This is a genomic window from Paenibacillus sp. TSM33 (genome assembly GCF_056099025.1).
Genome location: NZ_JBLZXB010000018.1, coordinates 1 through 23,948 on the forward strand (window position 1 = coordinate 1; position 23,948 = coordinate 23,948).

Sequence of the window (23,948 nt, forward strand, 5' to 3'; positions counted from 1 at the left end):
GATTGCTCCGCCTTTCCTCCTTCTCCCATGCAGGAAAAGGATGTATCGGGTATTAGCTACCGTTTCCGGTAGTTATCCCTGTCTTGTGGGCAGGTTGCCTACGTGTTACTCACCCGTCCGCCGCTAGATTCATTAGAAGCAAGCTTCTAACTAACCCCGCTCGACTTGCATGTATTAGGCACGCCGCCAGCGTTCGTCCTGAGCCAGGATCAAACTCTCCATTAAAGACCAACCGAGGTTGGTTATAGAAAGAGCGATTAGCTCATGTTGAAACTGACGAGATAAAATATCTCTTTTGGATTTTGTAAACAAAATCCGTACTCACTCGTTGTTCAGTTTTCAAAGATCAAACTTGCGTAACCCCTTATTTTTAACTCACTTCATTTCTTCACCGCATCTCAGCGGCGACTTAAATAATATATCATATTTCTTTTATCTTTGCAACACTTTTTTAAGAGAATTTTTCAATTAATTCTAATTTGTTTTTGTGTTGCTAACCATCTTGTAAAAGACAACTATAAGAATATACCACATGACTATGCTAATTAGCAACATCTTTTTTAGTGACATTATTCATGTGTAGGATTACTGCATTTAAAAAAAGAGACTATCATTCTCAACTAGCAGAATAACAGCCTCTTTAACATTTATCCCTTTCACCTTACGACTAACAAATCGGGACGGTACTAGTATTTACCTCTTTCTTATATTTATCTGTGTCAGTCATTAATCCATGGATTTTGACGTGCACGAGCACTATAGGATGAGGAGCGAGATCTTCCTCCTGTCGATTTACGGGATTTATGCTTCTTAACAGTAGCATGTTCACTTGAAACCTTAGCTTTAGACGTTTCTTCCTTGAAGGCACTGCTAGAGTTGTCTTTTGATTTGCCTTTAGACGCGCTATCTTCTTTTTTTGAAGAAGCAACTTCATTTTGCGATGGAATAGTCAGATTGTTACCTACCTCTTGCGTTCCCGGAGAGGCTGGCGCCGACTCGATGTTTCCTTCCCGGCCTCCACAGTCTGGCATAAACATATAGGGCGTTGTATATCCCTCTAATGGATACATAGGTGCATTTCCATGTGCGAACGGATGATATGGATGATTCGCGGAGTGTTGAGCTATTGGTTGACTAAAGTCAGACACGTATCCACTTGCAGGCATACTATATTGCGGTCCTCCCCATGCGTTGCCCCACTGGCTACCCTGGACTGCACTCTCTGATTGCTGCTGCAGGCCAGCTTGGTGGATAAATGGAGGATAGACAGGATAGGATGTATTTTCAGACGCTTCATGACTCGGATAATATCCAGGGGTGCAGCAGCAATCTGAATAAGCAGGATAAGGTGTGGGATGAGCATGTATAGGTGCTGTCTGCACAGGTCCCCAACACCATGGATGCTCACAGTCATGATGATAGCCCTGATCTGCAACTACAGTAGGAGAGGCATGTTCTGCAAAGGAAGTATTTACAGGGGCATTCCCCCAATTCTGAGGAGACCCAATCCCCGGATACAACGAGTTCGGCATTGCATTTATTGGCGGACTGTAATCAAATGTCGGTTGCTGTAATGGCCATGAGGAATTTTCCATCGGTTTCGAGCTTGTGCAGCCACAAAACTTTTCAGTTACAGGTTGCTTTTCGATATTAATTGGAAGCTGCGGTTTAGGTGCAATCGGTTGTGTGACTATAGGTTGCATTTGTTGAGGCGGGGCAGGTTGAGTAATTATGGGCTGCAATTGAGGTGGAGCAGGATTTACGGGCGCCATATTGACAGGTGCCATATTGACAGGTGCCATATTGACGGGCGCCATATTGACGGGCGCCATAGGAACTTGAGGCAGTTTTAATTCAGGAAGCTTAGGAGGATTCACTGTTTCTTTCGGCTGTGTCATTTCTTCTTTAGGGTTAGGCATATTCTCCGGTTTAGGCTGTGTTAATACCGCCTTGGGCTGGGTAAGTTCTTCCTTGGTTGGGGATTCGGTTTTAGGCTGTGTCATCTCTTCTTTCACTGCGGTGTTTTTTTTATTCACAGAAAGATCAGATACGTTTTCTTTGTAGTGTGGAATATTAACTGTTTCTCCAACCAAAAGTGCGTTCGGGTTTTTAAGCTGGGAATTAGCATCAATAATTATCTTAAGCGGTACATTCCACGCCTTGGACAACTTCCACAACGTATCACCTTGCTTAACCTTGTGTTGATAGACCGTTGACGGCTGTGTTTCCATCGTAACAGGATCTGTCGGAATTTTGATTTTCTCGCCGATGTTCAACTGATTAGGGTCTGCCAATTGGGGATTGGCGGCAATAACTTTCTCTAGTGTCACATTATACTTCTGTGCCAGTAAGTACAGAGTGTCACCTTTTTTGACGATGTGTATTTTCACAGGTCACAAACCTCCTAGACTTTCGTTCGGGCGGGATAAACGCCCGGCTTCTGTTATTACATCCTATGCACCTCCCGGGCGAATGACCCCCTACAAACAAAAAAATCCTCTCAACCGAATACACTTACAAGCATTCAGTCAAAAGGATCTCGTATTATTTTAGTCCTGCCACACTTTATAGCCATCCTGATCCACAATCTTCCGGAACTCTGCCAGGAGCTCCAAAGTCACTGGACCAGCAACACCGGAGCCGATTGTACGACCATCTACTTCATAAGCTGCAATCACTTCTGCCGCAGTTCCCGTAAAAAACACCTCGTCCGCGACATATACATCATGCAATGTAAAAGGTTGCTCCTTAAGCGAATATCCAAGCTTGGCACACAAATCGATGATAGCATTACGAGTAATCCCCTCAAGCGCTCCCAAATAGCAAGGCGGTGTGTACAACACTCCATTTTTGACAATGAAAATGTTGTCAGCAGAACCTTCCGTCACATATCCTTGGGAATTGAGCATAATAGCCTCGCCTACACCCGCATAGTTAGACTGGATCTTCACCAGGATATTGTTGAGGTAATTCAATGATTTAATCTTTGGATTCAAAGCATCTGGGATGTTGCGTCGCTGAGAGACAGAGATTGTTTTCAGACCAGTCAAGTAAGCTTCTTCCGGATAAATGGCGAGCTGCTCGACGATAATGATGACACTTGCCTTCGCACAACGAAGAGGATCTAAACCTAGATTTCCGACACCACGGGATACAACCAGCCTGATATAACCATTACGCATTTCGTTAAGGCGAATCGTTTCAGCCATGGCTTCCAACATTTCATCAGGAGACAACGGAATGTTCAACTGAATAGACTTCGCAGAATCATACAGACGTTCTAAATGCTCCTTACATTTAAAAATGTTGCCGTTATAAATACGAATCCCCTCAAATATACCATCTCCGTACAAGAAGCCATGATCATATACAGAAACCTTTGCGTTCTCCTTAGTCACATGCTGCCCATCCAAATAGATCCATTGTTCTGCCATTACAACCCCACCTCCGATTAATGTTCCTTCAAAATAGGTTCGATCGCTGCTTCAACATACTTGTAGCTTGGATAAGAACCAAGAATGCGTACATGGCACCCCAAAGCCTCGATCTCTGCAAAGGCTGCCGGAAGCAAAACGGAATGCAGAGATTCCAGAACTTCAATGTAAAAATAATAATTCCCCAATTGCTTTTTGGTCGGACGCGATTCAATACGAGACAGATTTAACCTGCGCCATGCAAATGCAGATAATACCTGATGCAGCGCTCCTGGGAAATCCTGCGGCGGCGTGACCAAAATACTGGTTCGCTGGCCTTCTGGCGTACGCGGGAACCTTACAGGTTGATGTCCAATCAAGACAAAGCGGGTAAAATTGTTATCGTGATCCGTCACTTTGCTGGCTAAAATATCCAATCCGTGTTTGACAGCCGCAAGCTTGGTTCCGAGAGCGGTCCAACCTTTACCTGGGTTATGTTTAACAATTTCGACAGCCTCTGCCGTACTTCCTGCATTCTCCAGTTCGGCTTGAGGAGCGAAAGCTTGTATGAATTCTTTACATTGGGGAAGCGCTACAGGATGAGACATAATTTTGACCACTTTACTCAAATCCAGCTTGTCCTGATCCCCAAGAAATTCACTACGATGTCCAATAAGATTTTGAATCGAAGGGTATACCCATTCCGCCTGCATTGGAATGTCTACCTCATGTACAAGCCAGTCCATATGCAAACTCACAGAGCCGTCAATCGTATTTTCAATAGGAATTACACTATAGTCTGCCTGTCCCTTGTCTATTGCCTGAAATACGTCTGCTATGTGCTTGTAAAACAGAAGTTCACAGGGTGTATCTCCTAACAAATATTTAATCGCTTCATGAGAAACAGTCCCCTCAGGAAGAAGTGCAATTCGTTTCATATCGTAAGTTCCCCTTTAATCATATCCATAAAAGGGTGTGTATTCCCTTCCGTATATACTTTAACCCCTTCAACCTCTGGACGCAATTTTAAAACAGACGCAGTGATCCCTTCTTTGTTCATTGTCTCCGTTAAATACTGTTCAAGCTCCGCTTTACGATTTTCCCGTTGATCCGTCAATGCCAGCAACGTCGGTCCAGCACCACTAAGTGCCACACCCAATGCACCATAATGCTGCGCATCCTGTAGTATCTCTGTCATACCCGGCACAAGTGCCGCACGGTAAGGCTGGTGAAGCTGATCACGCATCGCTTCGGCGATTAGATCTGTTCGGCCCGATGCCAATGCGGCTACCAGCATTGAAGCATGGCTTATATTATATACAGCATCCTTCAAGGATACATGGGCGGGCAGAACCTCTCTGGCCTTCGACGTGGACAGTTGAAAATCTGGAATAACTACCATAACCTCCAGATTAGCGTCTGGTTCAATCCGTAAGTGCTTGGCATGCTTGCCATCCCATACCGCAGTAATAATACCACCAAACAAAGAGGCTCCGACATTGTCCGGATGCTTTTCAATAGCGCTTGCCATGTCAAATAGCTTGGAATCCGACAGAGGCGAGCCAATCAGTGTATTAGCAGCCACCAGGGCGCCTACAATGGCAGAAGCGCTGCTGCCCAAACCACGGGTAAGCGGAATGTCCGAGTACATCGAAATTTCCAGTTCAGGAACAGATACACCTGCTTCACGAAAAACCATTTGTGCTACCTTGTAAATCAAATTGGTTTTATCTTGAGGAACGCCATTCATTTGATCTCCGTGCAGATGGAAAACTGTCTGCTCGGCCTCTTTCAATTCAATCCATGCGTATAGAGACAACGCCATGCCCAATGTATCAAAGCCAGGTCCCAGATTGGCTGTACTCGCAGGCACGCGCACTCTTGCTGTTTTCAAAACGGTCATACAGATGATTCCTCCTGCGTTTATTGACTATCCCTCTACCCGGTATACACTCTTGATGCGGCGAATTACGTCCAAGGTTTCAAAATGTTCCAAAACCTTTATCATACTTGCTTTACTAGCTAAATGAGTCACGATAATAATTTCAGCATCGGGATTCGTCTCATTCGGTTGCTGCACAACAGATGCCAAACTGACATTAAATTCAGCAAATACCTGCGTAATCTGTGCCAACACCCCAGCTTTATCATCCACATGCAAAAGCACGAAATTTTTGAAATACACGTCTTCGTCATTGCTAATTTTTTTAGGATTGTAGGGTACGATTGCTTTAAGCCCATTTACGCCGAGTTTGAGGTTTTTCACTACAGCTACCAGGTCAGCCACAACTGATGTAGCCGTTGGCATTTCGCCTGCACCTGCACCATAAAACATGGTTTCACCCACCGCTTCACCATGTACATAAACTGCGTTGAACACCCCGTTCACCGAAGCTAAGGGATGCTGCTTGCGCACCATAGTTGGCTGAACATTAATCGTAAATTCATCACCTTGACGCTCTGCAATACCAAGTAATTTCATTTCATATCCTAATCTTTTAGCAAAAGCAATATCTTCACTGGTTACCTTGGATATGCCGCTCACGCTTACATCCTTGAGCTCTACATTAGAGCGGAAACCGAGGGTGCCTAGTATTGCCATTTTACGAGCTGCATCCAACCCTTCGACGTCTGAGGTCGGATCAGATTCTGCGTACCCCAGCTCTTGCGCTTCCTTAAGAACCTCCTCATACGAGGCTCCTTCCTGACTCATTTTAGTCAAAATAAAGTTTGTTGTACCGTTCACGATTCCCATAATGCGGGTAATACGGTCAGAGGAGAAACCTTCAATGAGTGTACGAATAATCGGGATACCACCTGCGACACTAGCCTCATAAAAAATATCACATTGTTTTTCCTGTGCTTTTGCCAGTACTTCAGAACCGTGCAATGCCATTAAGTCCTTGTTGGCCGTTACAATGTGCTTGCCTCTCTCTAACGCTTCGAGAATGTACTCCTTCGTCTGATCAATCCCACCCATGACTTCGATAATCACATCAATTTCAGGATCTCGAATGACTTCCCACGGGTCCTCCGTAAGCTTGGCGGTGTCTACTTCAATGGAACGATACTTTTCTATGTTTTTTACAGCTATTTTTTCAATGACGATCGGTGAACCGACTTGTCTGCTCAAGTCTTCCTGATTACCCTCAACGATTCGAACGACTCCCGTACCTACAGTCCCCAAGCCTAACAATCCTACTTTGACCGGTTTCATCCATTCCCCTCCTGGTAACTTTTATCTAACGAACTGTATCGCCTCAGCCTTGCCCAATCAGGCGGACCCGCTTGACTCCAGAAATGCTTTCCAAGCCCTCCAGCAGAACACCCAATTCATCACTAAGCCTGGACATTTCTACTGAGATGACTACGTTGGCTCTGCCTTGCAGTGGAATACTTTGCTGGATCGTCAGCACATTACCTCCGTAATCTGCCACTCTGCCGAGCACCCTGGACAGCATGCCGGATTGATGCTCTAGATCAATAGAGATATTGACAATTCGCTCACGCTCCAACTGGTTAACCAAATGTATGCCATCTTTATATTTATAAAAGGCGCTTCGGCTTAGCCCAACTTGCTCCACAGCATCATGTACGGTTTTAACATCTCCCGAAGCCAGCAGCAGTTTTACCTGTATGGTCTTAACAATAGCTTCAGGCAAAATATCTTCCCGTACCAAGTAATAGCGCTCTTTCAAGAACGTCCTCTCCTCAAAGACTTATGTTTTTGTATAGAGGACATTATATCGAAACTCATGAAAATCGGCAAGCTAACAATACAAAAAACGGCTACTGCCTTCTATAGAATTCCCTATAGTGCAGTAACCGTTCAGGTTTTAAAGCTTTATATAATTTTTAGTAGTAGCTGCTGCCTTCTACGAATTCGAACTCGAAATCAGCAATGCGGACAGATGTACCATCTGTGGCACCACGCTTGCGTAGCTCAGCATCCACACCCATATGACGCAACGTTCTTGCTAATTTCAAGATGGCATCATGCGAATTCATCTGCATGCGCTTCATCATGCGCTCAATTTTGGGGCTGTGCACCACGAATGTGTCGTTTTCACGTACGATCGTAAAGCCCTCGTCTTCGGCCGTATCCAACTTAAATACCTTACGTTCATTGACTTCTGCTACTTCCTCAACAATCGGCTCGTCCGGTATTTGATCCAACAGATCAGCAGCCCGATAGAGCAGTTCCTTGACACCCTGACGTGTCAAAGAGGAAATAGGCATGATTTCAAGGTCAGGACGTATCGCAGCAATTTGCTCTTTGAAGTGAGCAAGATTTTCTTCAGCTTCCGGCATATCCATTTTATTGGCCGCCACAATTTGCGGACGCTCAGCCAGAGCTGCATTATATTGCTTTAATTCGTCGTTTATTTTGGTCCAGTCTTCAAACGGGTCACGTCCTTCAGAGCCCGCCATATCCACGACATGGATAATAATTCGCGTCCGTTCAATGTGCCGCAGGAATTCATGACCCAGTCCAGTGCCTTCATGGGCTCCTTCAATCAAACCAGGCAAATCGGCCATCACAAAGTTCCGCTGATCCCCCACATCTACGACGCCCAGATTTGGGGTAATCGTTGTAAAGTGGTATGCGCCAATCTTAGGTTTTGCGGATGATACAACTGACAACAAGGTAGACTTTCCTACACTAGGAAATCCGACCAAGCCTACGTCAGCCATCACTTTTAACTCAAGCGTAATATAACGTTCTTGTCCCTCCGCACCGTTTTCAGCCAATTCAGGCGCCGGATTACTCGGTGTAGCAAAACGAATATTTCCGCGTCCTCCGCGTCCTCCTTTAGCTACGACGACCTGTTGCCCATGACGTGTCATATCTGCCAATACTTCACCAGTGTCATCATCCATGATAACTGTCCCCGGTGGTATACGGACAATCATGTGCTCTGCGTTGGCTCCGTGTTGGCTTTTGTTGCGACCTTTTACTCCACGCTGGGCTTTAAAATGCCGCTGGTACCTAAAATCCATCAAGGTACGCAAACCCTCATCTACACGGAAAATTACATCTCCACCGTTCCCTCCGTCACCACCAGCTGGGCCGCCATTAGGAACATATTTCTCACGGCGAAACGCAATTAATCCGTCTCCACCGTCACCGCCTTTAACAAAAATCTTCGCTTTATCTACAAACATGGTTACACCTTCCTTATGTCTGGCACTGCATTCGAATTTGAAGCATATCGCCCGTAGGGAGCTTCTCTGTTCGAAGGCGTTCACTTCCGAGTACGGATCTGACCTGCTTTAGCATATTTAAATCGGCAGGTATGTCACTTCCTTCAAACCGGACAATAACATCATTCTGATCCATACCGAAATAAAGTGTCAATCTGCGCACTTCTCCCCAGGACGACCGGCCCCCGCCATATTGATACGCACGCACCGTTTGTATGACGGCCGAGGCAAGCGACTCGCCGTCTTCGGGAGACATGACAGCGTCTAACTTTAACTCTTCCTCAACCTGTACCGACAATTGTAAATTTCCGGCGTTCACGCGAAAAGACTGCAAATAAAACACCAGCGAGGGAATACCCAGCTTAGATAATTTACTGTCTTCCGACACCCGCCCTTTTATTGTTTCCACATAAGCAGCTGATTTATCATGCTTATTCATACGAATATAGCCATAAAGCACCTGTAAATCATTCATCCAGTCATGCCGATGATGGTTAAGCGTTGCTATCGCTGTACGCTCAAAAGAACGCAAAGCAGCTTTCCGCTCATGTTCAACCTGTTTATGGGTATACCACATACCAAAACAAGCAGCAGCTACAGCCCACACAGCTAGTATGATAATCGTTAATGCTTTGGGATAGAGCAGTGAAAAAACCAAAGGAATCAGAATGGAACCCAACGCCAGATAAGGCGCTCTTATCCGCTGGAACATGGCTTCTCTCCGTTCTGCGATAATTAAATGGACTAGTCAACAACCTTAATCCAGTATAGCACAGACTAACTTTCCAGTTCATTACCATCATGCAAAAAAGCCTCCGACAAAAGTGCCGGAGGCTTTTCAGCGTGTCTAAGCCGCTATTAAGCTTCTACAGTAGCTGCTACTGGAGCAACGTCGATCGGGTAGATGCTCACCTTTTTGCGATCACGGCCCCAACGTTCGAACTTCACAACGCCGTCCACTTTCGCGAACAGAGTGTCGTCCTTACCGATGCCCACGTTCGTGCCCGGGTGAATTTTCGTTCCGCGTTGACGAACCAAGATGCTACCGCCGGTAACTGCTTGACCGTCAGCACGTTTCACTCCAAGACGTTTCGATCTGCTGTCACGTCCGTTTTTTGTGGAACCTACACCTTTTTTCGATGCGAATAACTGAAGATCCAATGTCAATTTCAACATGATGTCTACCTCCTTCTTTGTTTATTTTCTATTTGAATATACTTACCGTATGATTCAGCAATGCTTGTCAGCATAATCACCATGGACTCCAACAACAGTTGAACCTGTGCGTTCGCATCATGATAACTTTCAGGAGAAAGATACGCGCTTAAAAAGCCGTTTTCCATTTCCGTTTCCATTTCAACGTCCGTAAGAGCTACAATCGAATTGACAGTTCCTACGGTTACCGCCGAAACACCAGCACATACGATATCCTCGCCAGATTTAGCAAAATTCGCATGGCCTTTAACAGAAAACCCCTGTATGCTGCCATCCTCCAGTCGTATAATACGCACGATAATCAATTATCGCACCCTCTTACGCTTGGATTTTTTCAATCGTCACTTTCGTGTACGGTTGACGATGACCTTGCTTCACATGGTAGTTCTTTTTAGGTTTGTATTTGTATACGATGACCTTTTGACCTTGACCATGCTTCTCAACTTTAGCTGTTACAGAAGCTCCAGAAAGAAGCGGTGTACCTGCTGTCAAGCCATTGTCGCCGGACACTGCCAGAACACGATCGAACGTTACAGTTTCACCATCATTAGCTTCCAACTTCTCGATGAACAATACATCGCCCTCTTGAACTTTGTATTGCTTACCACCTGTTTCGATAATTGCGTACATTTGCTTGCACCTCCTTATGTCTCAGACTCGCCTAATAGCAGGTGGCAGTTTCCTTAGGATACTGCACTTCAGTACCTGATTGGAGCGGTTACAGCATGTGCAGCCAATCTTACGCATCACACATACTAAATGATTGTAGCACAAGCTTCGTACACATTCAACCTTTAGTTTTGAAATAATTTTGATTGCACGTTCTATACGAGAGTCTTTTCTTCACGCACTTTTTTGCGGGTCATTTCCAGTAAACCTAACCGCGTCCAACCGACAACATATGATTTAGTCCGGTCCTTTTTTAATCTTGCCTCCAGCACAGAGGATACTTCCCTACGATTCTCCTCTTGTTCCATATCGATAAAATCAATGATGATAATACCGCCAATATCACGCACACGTACCAGGCGGGCAATCTCTTCTGCTGCTTCAATGTTAGTCTGGGTCACCGTCTCTTCCAGATTACTGCCGCCCGTAAACTTTCCAGTATTCACATCAACGACGGTCAATGCCTCCGTATGATCAATGACAATGTATCCGCCACCCTGAAGCCATACCTTTCGCGCAAAATCGCGTTCCAGCTGCTCATGAATGCCATAAGCTTTGAAAATAGTTTCTTCTGCACTGCGAAATATACTTACATGAGCTTTCGCAGAGCCAATCTGTTGCAGCATTATTTCTGCATCCTTTGCTTGCTCCTCACTATCAATGACCAGTTCATCTTGCTCAGGTGTAAACACATCACGAATTAAACGCTGAACGATACTCAGATCCCGGTGCAATTCACACGGTGCGGAGTGTTCACCCGCTTTACGCTGAATTGCCGCCCATTGCTTACGCAGTTGATTCAGATCATTTTCAATCGCCTCTATACTCATTTCCTCTGAAACAGTGCGAATGATAACCCCTTCTTCACCCGTGCGCAGTTGCTCTCCCATTGCTTTCAAACGGGCGCGTTCTCCCTCACGCTCAATCTTCTTGGATACGGCCACATAATCAGCACGAGGCATGTATACAATCCAGCGGCCCGGAAGTGAAAAATGAGTGGTCACCCTGGCTCCTTTGCTACCAACTGCCTCTTTTAATACCTGTACTACGATTTCCTGCCCCACCTTTAACAGTTCAGAAATGGACGGCTTTACCTCTGGCTGCTTGTCCAAATGAGCATGAAGTACATCATCCACATACAAAAAGGCATTCTTGCGCTGTCCAATGTCAACAAAGGCGGCTTGCATTCCTGGTAGCACATTAACCACCCTAGCTTTGAAAAAAGAACCTAGAATTCCCCGTTTTCGCGGTAGTTCAGCCGCATATTCAACCAATCGTCCCTCTTCCAACAGTGCCATTTGGGTCATCTGCTGTTGGCATTGTACAATCATTTGCTTCATGGTTTTTCAACCTCTCTGAATACAGCCTCTTCCTCAATTCATAAAACATTATTTGAGCTTGGATTCTCCACCATTTGGCGGGCGCGCCGCAAAATAAGAGCGTATAAGTCGTTGCTCCGGTAATACGGCTACAATCCGTCCCTGTTCATTCATGACGTAAACCATATGATATCGATCTCTTCTGAAAAGACGCAAAACAGGCTCCAAATGTTTCACTGGCAGGGATACAATAGGTAAAGCAATGCTTCCTTTAGCCGCTTCGCGGTAAAAAAGCTCGTCCCTCCCCAGCAAAAAACGTATAAAACGGTAAGGGATATTCCGATAATCCACAATATTAGAATAAAGCAAAAAAATCCCTACCGCCAGCAGATTTAAATGTAAAGGCTCATCTTGCCTTAATAACGGCGAAATACCATACAGGCAAAATAGCAGACTTGTTACAATACTGGCTCTAAAGGTCCACACTAATGTGCGGTGATAAGAAAAGAATAGGCTAATCAGTGACTGCAATATTTTTCCACCATCGAGCGGTAAAATGGGCAACAAATTAAACAATGCAATAACAGCATTCCCTTGAATTATATAATTTACATAATCATGCTCCAACCCACTTACATGCCTAAGCCACAAAAGGATGATGATCATGATTCCGTTCTGTAGTGGGCCCGCTAGGGCAATGACAATCTCCTTCCACGCATTGAGCTTCCCCTGATCTTCAATGACAGCCACTCCTCCAAAGGGTAACATCTGTATGGAAAGTAAGCGCGCTCCCAGCAACGAAGCAGCTGTCGCATGACCTAGTTCATGTATAAACACCAGTGTAAATAAAGTCATGATCTCGATAAAATGTCCAGTTAACACAGAGGTCAGCATAACTAGTACAAACAGTGGATGCAGTGATAGGGTCACCCCTCGGACATTAATCAAGGGCTACCACTTCCGACGGGTCAATGTATTGATCCCCTCTTTGAATTGCTAAAAATAAAGTTGCCGCCTCGCTACCACCGTGACTTGCTGGCAACACACCGATCTCTTCGCCCTCCTGAACCCAATCGTTCACTTTTAAGGTAGAGCGTGAAAGCCTTCCGTAAGTTGCTGTGATACCGCCAGTGTGACGAACTGTAACCGAAATTCCGCTTTTGGGATGGTTTAACACGTCTAATACACGTCCTGCATCTATACTTTTAACAGCGATTGCCCCGTTATCGGTAACATTCGGCGTAATTTCTACCCCTTTAAGACTCAGTACAAATGGTTGTGTTACATTGCCTTCAATCGGTGGAGAGCCCTTTCGACTTGCATCTACCTGGTTGGTTTCATGCTCCTCGCCAAAAATCGGTAAGAAGGAAGGAGCTCCGTCAAAATAAGTTTCATACCATTGCCCGGCGGCTGCAAAATCCATGTCCTTATTCAAGGCATCTGCGACAAACATTCTCAAATTTACTGCATAGGGAATATCCCAGCGAAATAAGCCCCATACCACTCCAAATAACACTGTTGCTATGATAGTTCTGCGCCAAAATGAACTCCAAAAAGACGGACCACGATTTGCCCCAAAAGATTGCTGCCAACGTTGTCGATCATTTTTCCACTCGGTTTCCGGATCTCTGGGCGAGTTGGCACTGACTGCAGGCATTGATTTCATTTCTCTGTACCCGTACCTGTTCTGATCTATGCCTGAGGAATACGCCTCCGCTTTGTTTCCCTCGATTAGCTGCTGTATACGTTCTTTTCTGCGCTGCTTGATTCCGGAATTCTTATCCATCTTGTTCAGCCCCCTCAGCGAGGTAAGTTTATTACATCTTATGAGGACGGGCTTCAACTTATGTTGTCCGGTTGGGGATTACATACCCTAAAAATCAAAAAACCGGCGCTAGCGCACCGGATATGTTTTGTATTTATCCATTTATGTAATGACCTAAATATACGAACCATTATCATAGAAATTTAAAAAAAGAAAACCAAAAACACTTAAATAAGTTGCCACTTATTTAAGTGTCTAGTATTACAAATGAACCCTACTGTAACACTTACCTTAGAAATCAGTGAAAATATCTCACCAGAAAGGGCCAAGCAACTACCAGCAATACCAATACTTTCTGTTTTCCTTATCCACCCATACCAAAGAACTTCTTAAAGCGTGTCATCACGCTCTTCTTCTGGTCAAGTTGCATAAGAGGCACAGTATCGCCCAAGATTCGTCTCGCAATGTTCCGGTAGGCAATTGCTGCCTGTGCATCCGGATTCATAACAGTAGGCTCTCCTGTATTAGCTGCTTTAATTACCATTTCATCATCCGGTACAATCCCAATAAGGTCTATGCTAAGCACTTGTAAAATCCCATCAATATCTAACATATCTCCGGATCTAACCATACTATTGCGAATACGGTTAACCACCAACTTAGGTGATATCACATGTGAACTTTCCAGTAAACCAATGACCCGATCTGCATCGCGTACAGCAGCATTTTCTGGAGTAGTCACAACAATGGCCTGATCCGCACCGGCAATGGCATTTTTAAAGCCTTGCTCAATACCCGCAGGGCAGTCGATCAATATATATTCAAAATCCTTCTTAAGCTCTAAAATAATATCCTTGACCTGCTCTGGCGTAACAGCACTCTTGTCCTTGGTTTGAGCAGCTGGCAGCATATACAGCTCCTCAAAACGCTTGTCTTTAACCAGTGCCTGATTCAGACGGCAACGACCTTCCGCTACATCAACAAGGTCATAAATAATCCGGTTTTCCAGACCCATCACAACGTCTAGATTACGCAAACCGATATCCGTATCCACCAAACACACCTTTTTGCCAAGCAGTGCAAGCGCTGTTCCTATATTGGCTGACGTCGTCGTTTTGCCGACGCCGCCTTTTCCTGAAGTGACGACGATAGCCTCTCCCATGTGCTACACCCCTTTGAACACGTTAAAATCGCGGCCCAGACGCACAATATTGCTCATTTTATCTATTTGCATAGCGCCATCCTTGAGATACGCAAATTCCATGCCGGATTCACGTGTCTCCCATTCATCTGGTGGACGGCTGATCATTTCGGAAATTCGCAGCTGTGTTGGTGCAAAATAGGAGGCCGCGATAATCGCTTCACTATTTCCCTCCATCCCTGCATGCGCCATACCCCGCAGAGCGCCAAGGACATAAATATCACCGGTACAAGTAATAATTCCACCCGGGTTAACATCTCCCAAAAAGAGTAAGTTTCCATTGTGATGAAGCACTTGTCCTGAACGGATAATCCCTGTCACCGTGTGAATGGGGGGCTTGCCCTGCACTACCGCAGGCAATCCGGGTGATTCTACAGACCTGATGAGCAGATTCCCCTTCTGCTTCAAAATCTCCAGAATACTTTCCTTCTGCTCCTCAGTTACTTCCCGACTTCCCAGCTTAATATCCACATGAATGATCGGGCCTGTTAAAATATTTTGATGACTGTGCTCCAGCTTAAAACGCAGTTCACCCAGCAAATCCTCAAATTCGCATTGATCGTCCAGCAGGAATACCAGGCCATCTTTGATGCCTTTAATCGTGACATGATTCGATTTCACCGCCATAAGCCTGTCCCTCCTATCTCAATCATTTCGTCCCCGGGACGTCAAATCCCTGCTAACCCGGACAAAATGTGTGTAAAAAGACCTAGACAGTCTCTTCCTTTTTCACACGGGTGCCCAAACGCTGCAATTGCTTGCGAACTGGGACATAAATGATGAGGGCGAACAGAAAGTGGATAAACAAATCAGGAATCATATACTGAGCAAGTGCCCAATTGAAAGTCTGATGATTCAGCTGGAATAGCTGATCAATGGCAAAAAGCATAGAATCCAACAGGAAACTACCAATCAACACGGCCGCCATCATAATGGGCATCGGTGCACGTCTAGCTGTAAACACAAGTCCTAATAAGTATGCAGACAACCCCATTGCAAAAGAATAAGGGCCGATGATAAACCCGTAGTACACTACGTCATGAATAAGTCCAAAAACAATACCTAGCACCAACGCTGTATGACGGCTGTAATACACAGATACAAACAAAATTATAACATACACAAAATTTGGTACCATTCTTGAATGCCAACTATCCGGGAGAAGCCACGGAAGAATCGTTCCTTCAGCTATAAACAGGACAAACAGCAGCAGTATCAGAACCTGACCGCGCATCTTCATTATTCCGGTACCTCAGGAGTGTAGAGGACGAGCAGTTCTTTCCAATCCACAAAGCTGGCTGCCGGTTTAATAATCGCTGTCCGTGTTTTGCCGAACTCTCCAACCTGAATTTTCTCCACCGTTCCAATCATTAGGTTTTTGCGGAACTTCCCGCCTGCACCAGACGTAATAATCTGATCACCCTTTGCGATTGGATCTTTTTCTTCAATGCGAGTCATTTGAAATCTGTTTGTACCCGGATCATAGCTTTCAATCATACCAAACGATTGATTTTCCTTACCCAAGACTGTCGCTGCAATAGCATAAGAATTCGGATTTTTAGGGTCCAATGTAGTCAACAGCGTAACGGTAGACGTAAAATTCCCCGTGCGGCTAATGACTCCAACAAATCCTTCAAGTGAACTAACCTCCTGACCAACCTTGGCTCCGTCCTTCTCACCAATATCAATCACGAGCGTTTTGGAATCATTGCTAACACTGTTCACTTGAGCAACACGATAATCATAATTATTTTTCGCCTTTTGCGTTTGGGTGAACTTCAGTTCATTCTGCAATCTGGCATTTGTTTCAACATAATTATGAGTCTGAATCTGGTCACGAGTCAGCTTGGCTACGGCTATTTTTAACCGCTCATTTTCTTCATAAATACTACGCATATTGCCGATATCTTCAAAGAAGCCCGCTATTGCTGAAGCGGGCCTGTAAAAGATACCTTGCACAAAGCCAATTGAATCTCTGGCGAACTTCTCGGGCCAGGTTAAGGAATTTCTCTGTCCAAGTGTAATCCCCATAAGGGCAATAAACAGAACGATTCCGATCAATAGAACAAATAGTCTTTTATTGCCAAACAGCTTAAACAGTTCCTACACCCCCGATTCAACGTTTGGAACGGACGGCAGAACTGCTGCGCGATTTGAACAAATGGATATTTTCCAGTGCTCTACCCGTACCGATTGCCACACAATCCAGAGGATTTTCCGCTACGATCACCGGCATTCCGGTCTCACCTGCCAACAACTTATCCAGGTTACGCAATAGTGCTCCACCACCAGTCAGTACAATTCCTCTATCCATGATGTCCGCCGCCAACTCGGGAGGGCATTTTTCCAATGTTACTTTGACTGCGTCCACGATCGCATTAACAGTATCCGATAATGCTTCGCTAATTTCATCGGAGGTAATCGTAATTGTCTTCGGTAAGCCTGTTACCAGATCACGTCCGCGAATTTCCGATGTTTCCACTTGCTCTAATGGCATAGCTGAGCCAACTTCCATTTTCAGCTGCTCAGAAGTCCGTTCACCAATCATCAGGTTGTATTGACGTTTCACGTATTGAATGATGGACTCGTCCATTTCATCGCCAGCCACTCGTACAGAACGACTTGTTACGATCCCCCCCAAGGAAATGACCGCAACTTCGGTTGTACCTCCACCGATATCGACAACCATACTGCCCGTAGGCTCCCATACTGGCAGATCAGCGCCAATCGCCGCTGCAAACGGCTCTTCAATCGTGTACGCCTCTCTTGCGCCTGCTTGCTTGGTCGCATCTTCAACAGCACGCTGTTCCACTGCAGTAATGCCCGAAGGCACGCAAACCATCACGTTCGGATGGCGCGGAAACAAAGAACGTTGTGCTTGCGCCTGACGGATGAAATATTTAATCATCGTTGCAGTCGTATCAAAATCGGCAATGACTCCATCCTTCATTGGACGAATTGCACGGATATTTCCCGGTGTGCGGCCGATCATTTTTTTCGCAGATTCCCCAACAGCCTCAATGGTTTTTGTATCTGTACGCAAAGCGACTACAGATGGTTCACGAACCACAATTCCCTTACCTCTTACGTATACAAGCGTGTTTGCCGTCCCCAAGTCAATTCCCAAATCTTTTGTAAAGCCACCCAGCATGATGTTAATCTCCTTTTCTCTTCCCTGAAATCTGTTATCCCTGTATAAACGGTTTATTCAGGCCGGTTTATCCGGTCGTGTTTAAATGTTTGATTTAAATATTATATTATATCAGACCTTGTTCCTTCAAACTTACAAAGGTCCCGTCCCCGATCACAATATGATCAAGCACGTCGATGCCTACGATGTTGCCCGCTTCCATCAGACGGCGAGTCAACTGGACATCTTCCGGGCTTGGCTTCGGATCACCGCTCGGATGGTTATGAGCGCAAATAATCGAAGCACTGCTGCACTTGATTGCAGCCCGAAATACTTCACGAGGATGCACGATGGCGGAATTCAGGCTGCCCATAGATAGCGTTTCCTGAGCAATGACATGGTTTTTGGTATTTAGAAACAGGCAAACAAAATGCTCTTTCTGCAAATAGCGAAGCTGTTCAAACAGCAGATCTGCCACATCCCGCGGGCAACTAATCACCGGGGTCTCCAAGTGGCGTGACAATGCCAATCGACGCCCGAGTTCGATACCCGCTTTTAGCTGTATCGCTTTAGCATTTCCAATCCCCTTAATCTGGGTCAACTCGCTCAGACTCATATCCACCAGTTGACGCAGATTCCCTGCCTGCTGCAAAATACGCTGCGCTAAATGCACAGATGATTCACTTTGTGTTCCTGTACGCAGTAGTATTGCTAGCAACTCCGCGTTGCTTAAGGCATCCGCCCCATATGTCATCATGCGCTCTCTTGGTCGTTCTTCATGGGGGAGGTCGCGAAGCATCAGTATTGGCGACTCCAGCATATGTTTATCCCCTTTTATGGACGCAGCACATTTACTCCAAAATCGGACAACATGTCCGACAGCAAGGAAAGCGGCAATCCTACGACGTTAAAATAACAACCCTGAATAGATTCCACCAACGTAGCACCCATGCCTTGAATGCCATACGATCCTGCTTTGTCAGACGGTTCTCCAGTATTTACGTATGCCACAATTTGCTCTTGGTTTAGAGGCTTCATTGTGACCTCCGTTTGGCGATGTCTAACAAGCATCTTGCCGGTTCCGGTATGTATGCAGGCTACCCCAGTGTACACACGGTGTGTTCTTCCCTGCAATGCAGTCAACATACGAACCGCGTCCGCATGGTCAGCAGGCTTGCCCAATACCGAATCCTCCAGCACGACAATCGTATCACTGCCAATCACCAATCCAGCTTCCTCGGACTGTGCGGCAGTGCGCACGACCGCTTCGGCTTTGCGGGCCGCAAGGGTCTCCACGATTTGCTGAGGCGTCCAGCTCTCAGGCGTGCTTTCATCCGCATGACTCGGCACCACCTCAAAGGGGAGTCTCAAATATGCGAGTAATTCCTTCCTTCTTGGTGAAGTCGATGCCAGAATAATGCGGGGCGTAATTTTCCCGTCCATAAGGGAAGCTCCTTTTCATCAGTTAGAGCCTGCGATACAGCCAGAATGCGGCGATGATGCCGATCAGACTAAGCAGGCTCAATTCAAAATTTATCGTTATGTTGTAGCTGATAATATCCAGATCCGCTCTCGGCGACCAGGATATCGTAGTGGGGTGGGTCAGAAAGGAAAGGACTTTGACCGATTGAAGGGCCTTAGCAATCCAGGCACCCAAAAGCCAACCGAGCAACAAAAACAGTATAAGCATTCCTACATTTTTTTTCATCCTGATCTTCCCTCGCCATTTTTTGACACCTTCATTATTATACGGTGATTTGTACTGCAATACAAACAGAAATCCGGCATGGGGAACTATTTCCAGTTCCTTGCCGGAAAGTATGGTTAGTCTACTGTTTTATGAATTGGATAAATTCCTTCTCACGCAAAACATATTCCATCATGGAGGACTGAATCTCCCAAATGTGTTCCTTGGCTGTGTTCTTGTTATATTCTCCAAGTGCAGAGACTGCGCTGTTCATCGCCTTTTCAAGCGAAGTTGCGGTGGCAGCCGCTTCCTTCGGAAGACCAGTGGGAAGTGCAGCGATATTTTGTGTCCACTGCTGATGCAGGTCGTTCAGCTCGCTCATGTCGGAGGCTGGCACCGTACTTAGGCCTTCTTCTCTGAGCAAAGTTGAGGAAAGTCCGCTCAGCTTGCCCACTAATGAGTTGCTTAACTGAAAAAAGGTAGTGAGTTTATCACCATTACCTCCGTAAGCCGCTTTTTCGAAACCGGGTAATTCGAGCTCGCGGACATACAATTCCACTCCTTGTGTCTTCAATTGATTACTTAGCAACTTGGCTTGCTCCCTATCCGACGATATTCCTGCATATACTCGGTTTTGATCCTCGCTATCCCCTTCTGCTGCAATGCCTGCCTTCAACAGTTCTTCCTTTGCCTGTAAAGCCCTCTCTGGAGTGCTGAAAACCCCGTATTGCAGCAAGTAATAGGTTTGTGGAGACACTTGAGTCGCTACAACGGTGACAGGGGCAGAATTCTCTTTTGCAGACGTTGTATCGACATCAACAGATTCTTTAAAAACGGGTACAGCCTCATTATCCAAAGAATCAGATCCCGGGACCATACTACCTCCGTTAAACAGTAACAACATAATATATCCGAACATGCCCCCAGTCACCAACGCACTGGCTACAGAACCGATTAATCTCCATCTGGAAGGGTGAGGTGGACGCTTTCTATACTCTTGACCGGAATAATAGGCCTCCTCAACATCATCCTCTTCTGGACTTTCCGGTAGAACGTCCGCATCTGACCAGGAAGCTGCCGAACGACCAAAAGGGTCGTCCCATCCCTCTTGTACCCTCAATGTTGGAGTAAAGCGCCGAGTTGCAGTGCGTTTATTCGTCTCCACAGGTTTGCCGAGCTCTGAATGTTGTGTAGTTCGAGTATGTTTCTCCATACTACTAGTCCGTTCCATTCCTTTACGCTGGTTATCCGTTTGATAAAGCTCATCATCGTGGTGTAACTCCGTATCTCTAATCATGTCACGCTGTCCGTTCGTAAACGACTCATTTTTGTTCGGAAGCACCTGTAGCTTATCCTCCCGGCTTGTTTCCGGCAACTGTTGATCGAACCGGAATGTCATCTTGGCCTTGTTCATGGATGCACTCCCTCCTTGTCCCATACTTCCTCATAGTCTGTTGTATGAGTCAAGCTGAGGAAATATGCCACGGCATTACAAAAAAGGGTATCCCGAAACACTTTCGTGTTCGGAATACCCTTCAAAGCTATAATACATTGGCGTAACAGCCTATATCCATGCGTATTACACTTGTTGTCCGCGAAGATGGCGTGCTAATGCGTCGCCAGCTTTCCAGATATCTCCTGCTCCCATTGTCAGCACAAGATCACCTGGTTGTAACCGATCTTTCAGCTCTTCGATCACGGCTTCTTTGGTCGGTAAATAGATTGCATTCGCATTGCTGTTTTGGACGATTAAATCCACCAGTTTGGAAGAATGCACACCTTCAATCTGTTTTTCTCCCGCTGGTGAATAAATATCGGTAATGATCACTTCACTAGCCTCGCTAAACGCACGGCTGAACGCATCCAGCAGGAAAAAGGTACGACTGTAGCGTTGTGGCTGGAACACGGCTATAATACGCTTGCCAGTTGCTCTCGCTGCACTGATCGTAGCCTCAATCTCTGTTGGGTGATGCGCATAGTCATCAATAATCAAAATGTCATTGCCTTCACCTAGCACTTGAAAACGACGTTTTGCTCCGTGAAATTCCACAATAGTTGCAGCAATTTGATCAAATGGAATTCCTGCTTCCAGACATGAAATTACGGTAGCCATCGCATTATACATGTTATGTTTACCTGGTACAGACAATTCAATCGTTCCGAGTGCTGTTCCCTTACGGCTCATCGTAAAGCTTAATCGGCGGTCACCTAATTGGATATCTGTCGCCATGTAATCCGCTTCATGCTCTACCCCATAAGTAATGACCCGAGTCTGGAGCTGAGGCAGCATCTCTCGGATGTTCTGATCATCTGCGCATACAATAGCTGCTCCATCCGGCCGAATTTGACTTAAAAACTGTACGTAAGCACTTTTCAGCCGATTAAAATCTCCATCGTAATTTTCCAAATGATCCGCTTCAATATTGGTTACGATACCCTGCCAAGGATGATATTGCAGGAAAGAACCATCGCTCTCATCCGCCTCGGCAACGACAAACTCGCTTTTACCCGCTTTGGCGTTCGTTCCCAAATTCGTGATTTCGCCGCCAATAATATACGTTGGATCAACGTTACATCTCTCCATAACCAGAGCGATCATAGAAGAAGTTGTCGTTTTCCCGTGCGCACCCGCAACCGCTATACCCTTACGTTCGTTAAGCAGGCGAGCCAGCATCTGTGAACGGTGCAGTGTTGGAATATTCAATTCTTCCGCTGCCACCCGCTCTACATTGTCACGTGACAATGCTGTTGAATAGACGACGATATCTGCGCCCGCAATATGTTCAGGCGTGTGTCCAATATATATTTTTGCACCTTTTGCCGCCAGTTTTTCTGTCAGCTCCTGTGATGCCACATCTGAGCCAGTCACGGTATATCCCATCTCCAGCATGACCCGAGCAATCGCGCTCATCCCGTAGCCGCCGATACCGATAAAATGAACATGTTCCGAAGTAATCAACAAATTTCACCAACCTTTTTCCGAATCGGTTTGATACATAAGGGTAGCCCGTACATCCGCAATAAGATACAGCGTGCCGGACACCACCCCCAGATCTTCCGCTTCCGTATGTGACTGAAGCAGGTCTAAAGCCTTTTTCCAGTCACCTTCTACAATAATTTTTAAATCCGTTTTGGCATAAGACGGCCGCAGCTTCTCCACGAGATGAGCCAAATCAGTGGCATTCATTTTGCGGCGAAAATCGGGCTCGGTCAGGATAAGCGTATCCACTAGTGGCAGTATATGCTGCAAGTATGCTTCATGATGCTTGTTTGACAGCATCCCCATCATTAAAACCAATTTTTTGTACGAATACACTTGTGGGAGACTCTTGGCCAGCGTCTGCGCCCCTTCTGGATTATGAGCCCCATCAAGGACAATTCTCGGCGATGTACTAACTTGTTCGAGACGCCCTGCCCAGGCAGCTTGCTTAAAGCCCTCCAGCAGATCCTCATCATCCAACACAAAAGCCATATACTGACGCAGGACTTCAAGTGCCATCAGAGCTCCTGCCGCATTAGAACATTGATGCTCACCTAACAACGTGATGTCGATTTCCATATGCCGAAAGGGTCCGGCGAATGAAAAGGTCTGACCTGTTTCATTCCCATTTAACCGTTCATACGTAAATTGTTCTCCAGCCAGGTACAAGGTAGCTCCTTGCTTGGCCGCCGTTTCACGTATGACCTGAATAGCCTCGGGCTGGGATACACAACTGACGACAGGTACACCCGGCTTGATGATCCCAGCCTTTTCTCTTGCAATCTGTTCCAGTGTATCTCCCAAAATGTCCGTATGGTCATAGCCGACATTCGTAATGACCGAGACGATAGGACTCACGATATTAGTTACATCCATCCTTCCCCCGAGACCTGTCTCCCATACCACAACATCTGGAAAAGATACCGTAGCATAGTACAAAATAGCCAACGCTGTGGACACCTCAAACATCGTAGGTGATCCCAACTCACTATCTGCGATTTCTTTCACCAACGGATACAAGCGATTGGCGAGTGAAACCAGCGTTTCATCTGGAATATCGGTCCCATTGAATTGAAAACGGTTCGTAAATCGGGTGATGTACGGAGAAGTAAAGGTCCCAACATCGTATCCACATTTCAGAAGAACAGAGGTTAGAAAGGCACAAGTCGAGCCCTTACCGTTGGTTCCCGCAATATGAATAAATTTCAGATGTCGTTGGGGATCACCCAGCCTACTCATCAGCTGTTCGATTCGTTCCAGTCCGGGTCTAATGCCAAACGGAATCAACCCGTTAATCCATTCCACTGCTTCATCATAACTTTGTAAAGGGGCTATGTCGCCGCCCCTGATCGTATCTGACATCC

25 protein-coding genes, 1 rRNA gene and 1 other annotated feature are annotated in these 23,948 nt (G+C 45.8%); all 26 genes read right to left on the reverse strand.

The window, feature by feature from the left end:
- Positions 1 to 225, reverse strand: a 16S ribosomal RNA gene (locus tag ACN6NF_RS19010); the annotation flags it as partial.
- A 494-nt stretch (positions 226 to 719) separates the two neighbouring features.
- Entirely contained in the window at positions 720 to 2,390 is a 1,671-nt protein-coding gene (locus ACN6NF_RS19015) for a LysM peptidoglycan-binding domain-containing protein (protein ID WP_474319087.1), read from the reverse strand.
- 159 nt (positions 2,391 to 2,549) lie between these two features.
- Positions 2,550 to 3,434 (reverse strand): branched-chain-amino-acid transaminase, encoded by an 885-nt coding sequence (gene ilvE, locus ACN6NF_RS19020; RefSeq protein WP_444955754.1) that lies wholly within the window; start codon positions 3,432 to 3,434, stop codon positions 2,550 to 2,552.
- Positions 3,435 to 3,451: 17 nt separating this feature from the next.
- Positions 3,452 to 4,351, reverse strand: coding sequence for a prephenate dehydratase (pheA, locus tag ACN6NF_RS19025; RefSeq protein WP_474319088.1), 900 nt, complete (start codon positions 4,349 to 4,351; stop codon positions 3,452 to 3,454).
- A complete protein-coding gene (gene thrB / locus ACN6NF_RS19030; RefSeq protein ID WP_474319089.1) occupies positions 4,348 to 5,316 on the reverse strand; it encodes a homoserine kinase in 969 nt (322 codons plus the stop codon). The genes pheA and thrB overlap by 4 nt, the downstream gene beginning before the upstream one ends.
- A 27-nt stretch (positions 5,317 to 5,343) precedes the next feature.
- Positions 5,344 to 6,630: a homoserine dehydrogenase gene (locus ACN6NF_RS19035; RefSeq protein WP_474319090.1), complete on the reverse strand. Its 1,287-nt coding sequence runs from the start codon at positions 6,628 to 6,630 to the stop codon at positions 5,344 to 5,346.
- A gap of 43 nt (positions 6,631 to 6,673) precedes the next feature.
- On the reverse strand, positions 6,674 to 7,111 hold the full coding sequence (locus tag ACN6NF_RS19040; protein ID WP_013372659.1) for an ACT domain-containing protein: 438 nt from the start codon (positions 7,109 to 7,111) through the stop codon (positions 6,674 to 6,676).
- Positions 7,112 to 7,268: 157 nt separating this feature from the next.
- Entirely contained in the window at positions 7,269 to 8,579 is a 1,311-nt protein-coding gene (gene obgE / locus ACN6NF_RS19045; protein WP_151255956.1) for a GTPase ObgE, read from the reverse strand.
- Between the two features lie 13 nt (positions 8,580 to 8,592).
- Complete coding sequence (locus ACN6NF_RS19050) at positions 8,593 to 9,330, reverse strand: Spo0B domain-containing protein (protein WP_474319091.1); 738 nt, start codon at positions 9,328 to 9,330, stop codon at positions 8,593 to 8,595.
- Between the two features lie 146 nt (positions 9,331 to 9,476).
- A complete protein-coding gene (gene rpmA / locus ACN6NF_RS19055) occupies positions 9,477 to 9,794 on the reverse strand; it encodes a 50S ribosomal protein L27 (protein WP_013311590.1) in 318 nt (105 codons plus the stop codon).
- Positions 9,795 to 9,799: 5 nt separating this feature from the next.
- Positions 9,800 to 10,138 carry a ribosomal-processing cysteine protease Prp gene (locus tag ACN6NF_RS19060; protein ID WP_016818432.1) on the reverse strand — a complete coding sequence of 113 codons (339 nt, stop codon included), beginning with the start codon at positions 10,136 to 10,138 and terminating at the stop codon, positions 9,800 to 9,802.
- A 13-nt stretch (positions 10,139 to 10,151) separates the two neighbouring features.
- On the reverse strand, positions 10,152 to 10,463 hold the full coding sequence (rplU, locus tag ACN6NF_RS19065; protein ID WP_013311592.1) for a 50S ribosomal protein L21: 312 nt from the start codon (positions 10,461 to 10,463) through the stop codon (positions 10,152 to 10,154).
- Between the two features lie 13 nt (positions 10,464 to 10,476).
- Positions 10,477 to 10,563, reverse strand: a sequence feature (ribosomal protein L21 leader region).
- Positions 10,564 to 10,657: 94 nt separating this feature from the next.
- Entirely contained in the window at positions 10,658 to 11,842 is a 1,185-nt protein-coding gene (locus tag ACN6NF_RS19070) for an Rne/Rng family ribonuclease (protein WP_017427423.1), read from the reverse strand.
- Positions 11,843 to 11,890: 48 nt separating this feature from the next.
- Entirely contained in the window at positions 11,891 to 12,769 is an 879-nt protein-coding gene (locus ACN6NF_RS19075; RefSeq protein WP_430211737.1) for a M50 family metallopeptidase, read from the reverse strand.
- Positions 12,762 to 13,607, reverse strand: coding sequence for a peptidoglycan DD-metalloendopeptidase family protein (locus ACN6NF_RS19080; protein WP_474319092.1), 846 nt, complete (start codon positions 13,605 to 13,607; stop codon positions 12,762 to 12,764). The genes ACN6NF_RS19075 and ACN6NF_RS19080 overlap by 8 nt, the downstream gene beginning before the upstream one ends.
- A gap of 343 nt (positions 13,608 to 13,950) precedes the next feature.
- Positions 13,951 to 14,748 carry a septum site-determining protein MinD gene (gene minD / locus ACN6NF_RS19085; RefSeq protein WP_107734840.1) on the reverse strand — a complete coding sequence of 266 codons (798 nt, stop codon included), beginning with the start codon at positions 14,746 to 14,748 and terminating at the stop codon, positions 13,951 to 13,953.
- Positions 14,749 to 14,751: 3 nt separating this feature from the next.
- Entirely contained in the window at positions 14,752 to 15,414 is a 663-nt protein-coding gene (gene minC / locus ACN6NF_RS19090; protein ID WP_474319093.1) for a septum site-determining protein MinC, read from the reverse strand.
- 82 nt (positions 15,415 to 15,496) lie between these two features.
- A complete protein-coding gene (gene mreD, locus ACN6NF_RS19095) occupies positions 15,497 to 16,027 on the reverse strand; it encodes a rod shape-determining protein MreD (protein ID WP_474319094.1) in 531 nt (176 codons plus the stop codon).
- On the reverse strand, positions 16,027 to 16,848 hold the full coding sequence (gene mreC / locus ACN6NF_RS19100) for a rod shape-determining protein MreC (protein ID WP_017427421.1): 822 nt from the start codon (positions 16,846 to 16,848) through the stop codon (positions 16,027 to 16,029). The genes mreD and mreC overlap by 1 nt, the downstream gene beginning before the upstream one ends.
- A 55-nt stretch (positions 16,849 to 16,903) precedes the next feature.
- Positions 16,904 to 17,938: a rod shape-determining protein gene (locus ACN6NF_RS19105; protein ID WP_013311600.1), complete on the reverse strand. Its 1,035-nt coding sequence runs from the start codon at positions 17,936 to 17,938 to the stop codon at positions 16,904 to 16,906.
- A 106-nt stretch (positions 17,939 to 18,044) separates the two neighbouring features.
- Entirely contained in the window at positions 18,045 to 18,737 is a 693-nt protein-coding gene (gene radC, locus ACN6NF_RS19110) for a RadC family protein (RefSeq protein WP_474319095.1), read from the reverse strand.
- A 14-nt stretch (positions 18,738 to 18,751) separates the two neighbouring features.
- Positions 18,752 to 19,360, reverse strand: a complete 609-nt coding sequence (locus tag ACN6NF_RS19115; protein ID WP_013372673.1) for a Maf family protein — start codon at positions 19,358 to 19,360, stop codon at positions 18,752 to 18,754.
- Positions 19,361 to 19,382: 22 nt separating this feature from the next.
- Entirely contained in the window at positions 19,383 to 19,625 is a 243-nt protein-coding gene (locus tag ACN6NF_RS19120) for a DUF4321 domain-containing protein (RefSeq protein ID WP_013372674.1), read from the reverse strand.
- Positions 19,626 to 19,746: 121 nt separating this feature from the next.
- Positions 19,747 to 21,018: an SPOR domain-containing protein gene (locus ACN6NF_RS19125; protein ID WP_474319096.1), complete on the reverse strand. Its 1,272-nt coding sequence runs from the start codon at positions 21,016 to 21,018 to the stop codon at positions 19,747 to 19,749.
- Positions 21,019 to 21,183: 165 nt separating this feature from the next.
- Entirely contained in the window at positions 21,184 to 22,563 is a 1,380-nt protein-coding gene (gene murC, locus ACN6NF_RS19130) for a UDP-N-acetylmuramate--L-alanine ligase (protein WP_474319391.1), read from the reverse strand.
- 6 nt (positions 22,564 to 22,569) lie between these two features.
- Entirely contained in the window at positions 22,570 to 23,946 is a 1,377-nt protein-coding gene (locus ACN6NF_RS19135) for a bifunctional folylpolyglutamate synthase/dihydrofolate synthase (protein WP_474319097.1), read from the reverse strand.
- Between the last annotated feature and the right edge of the window lie 2 nt (positions 23,947 to 23,948).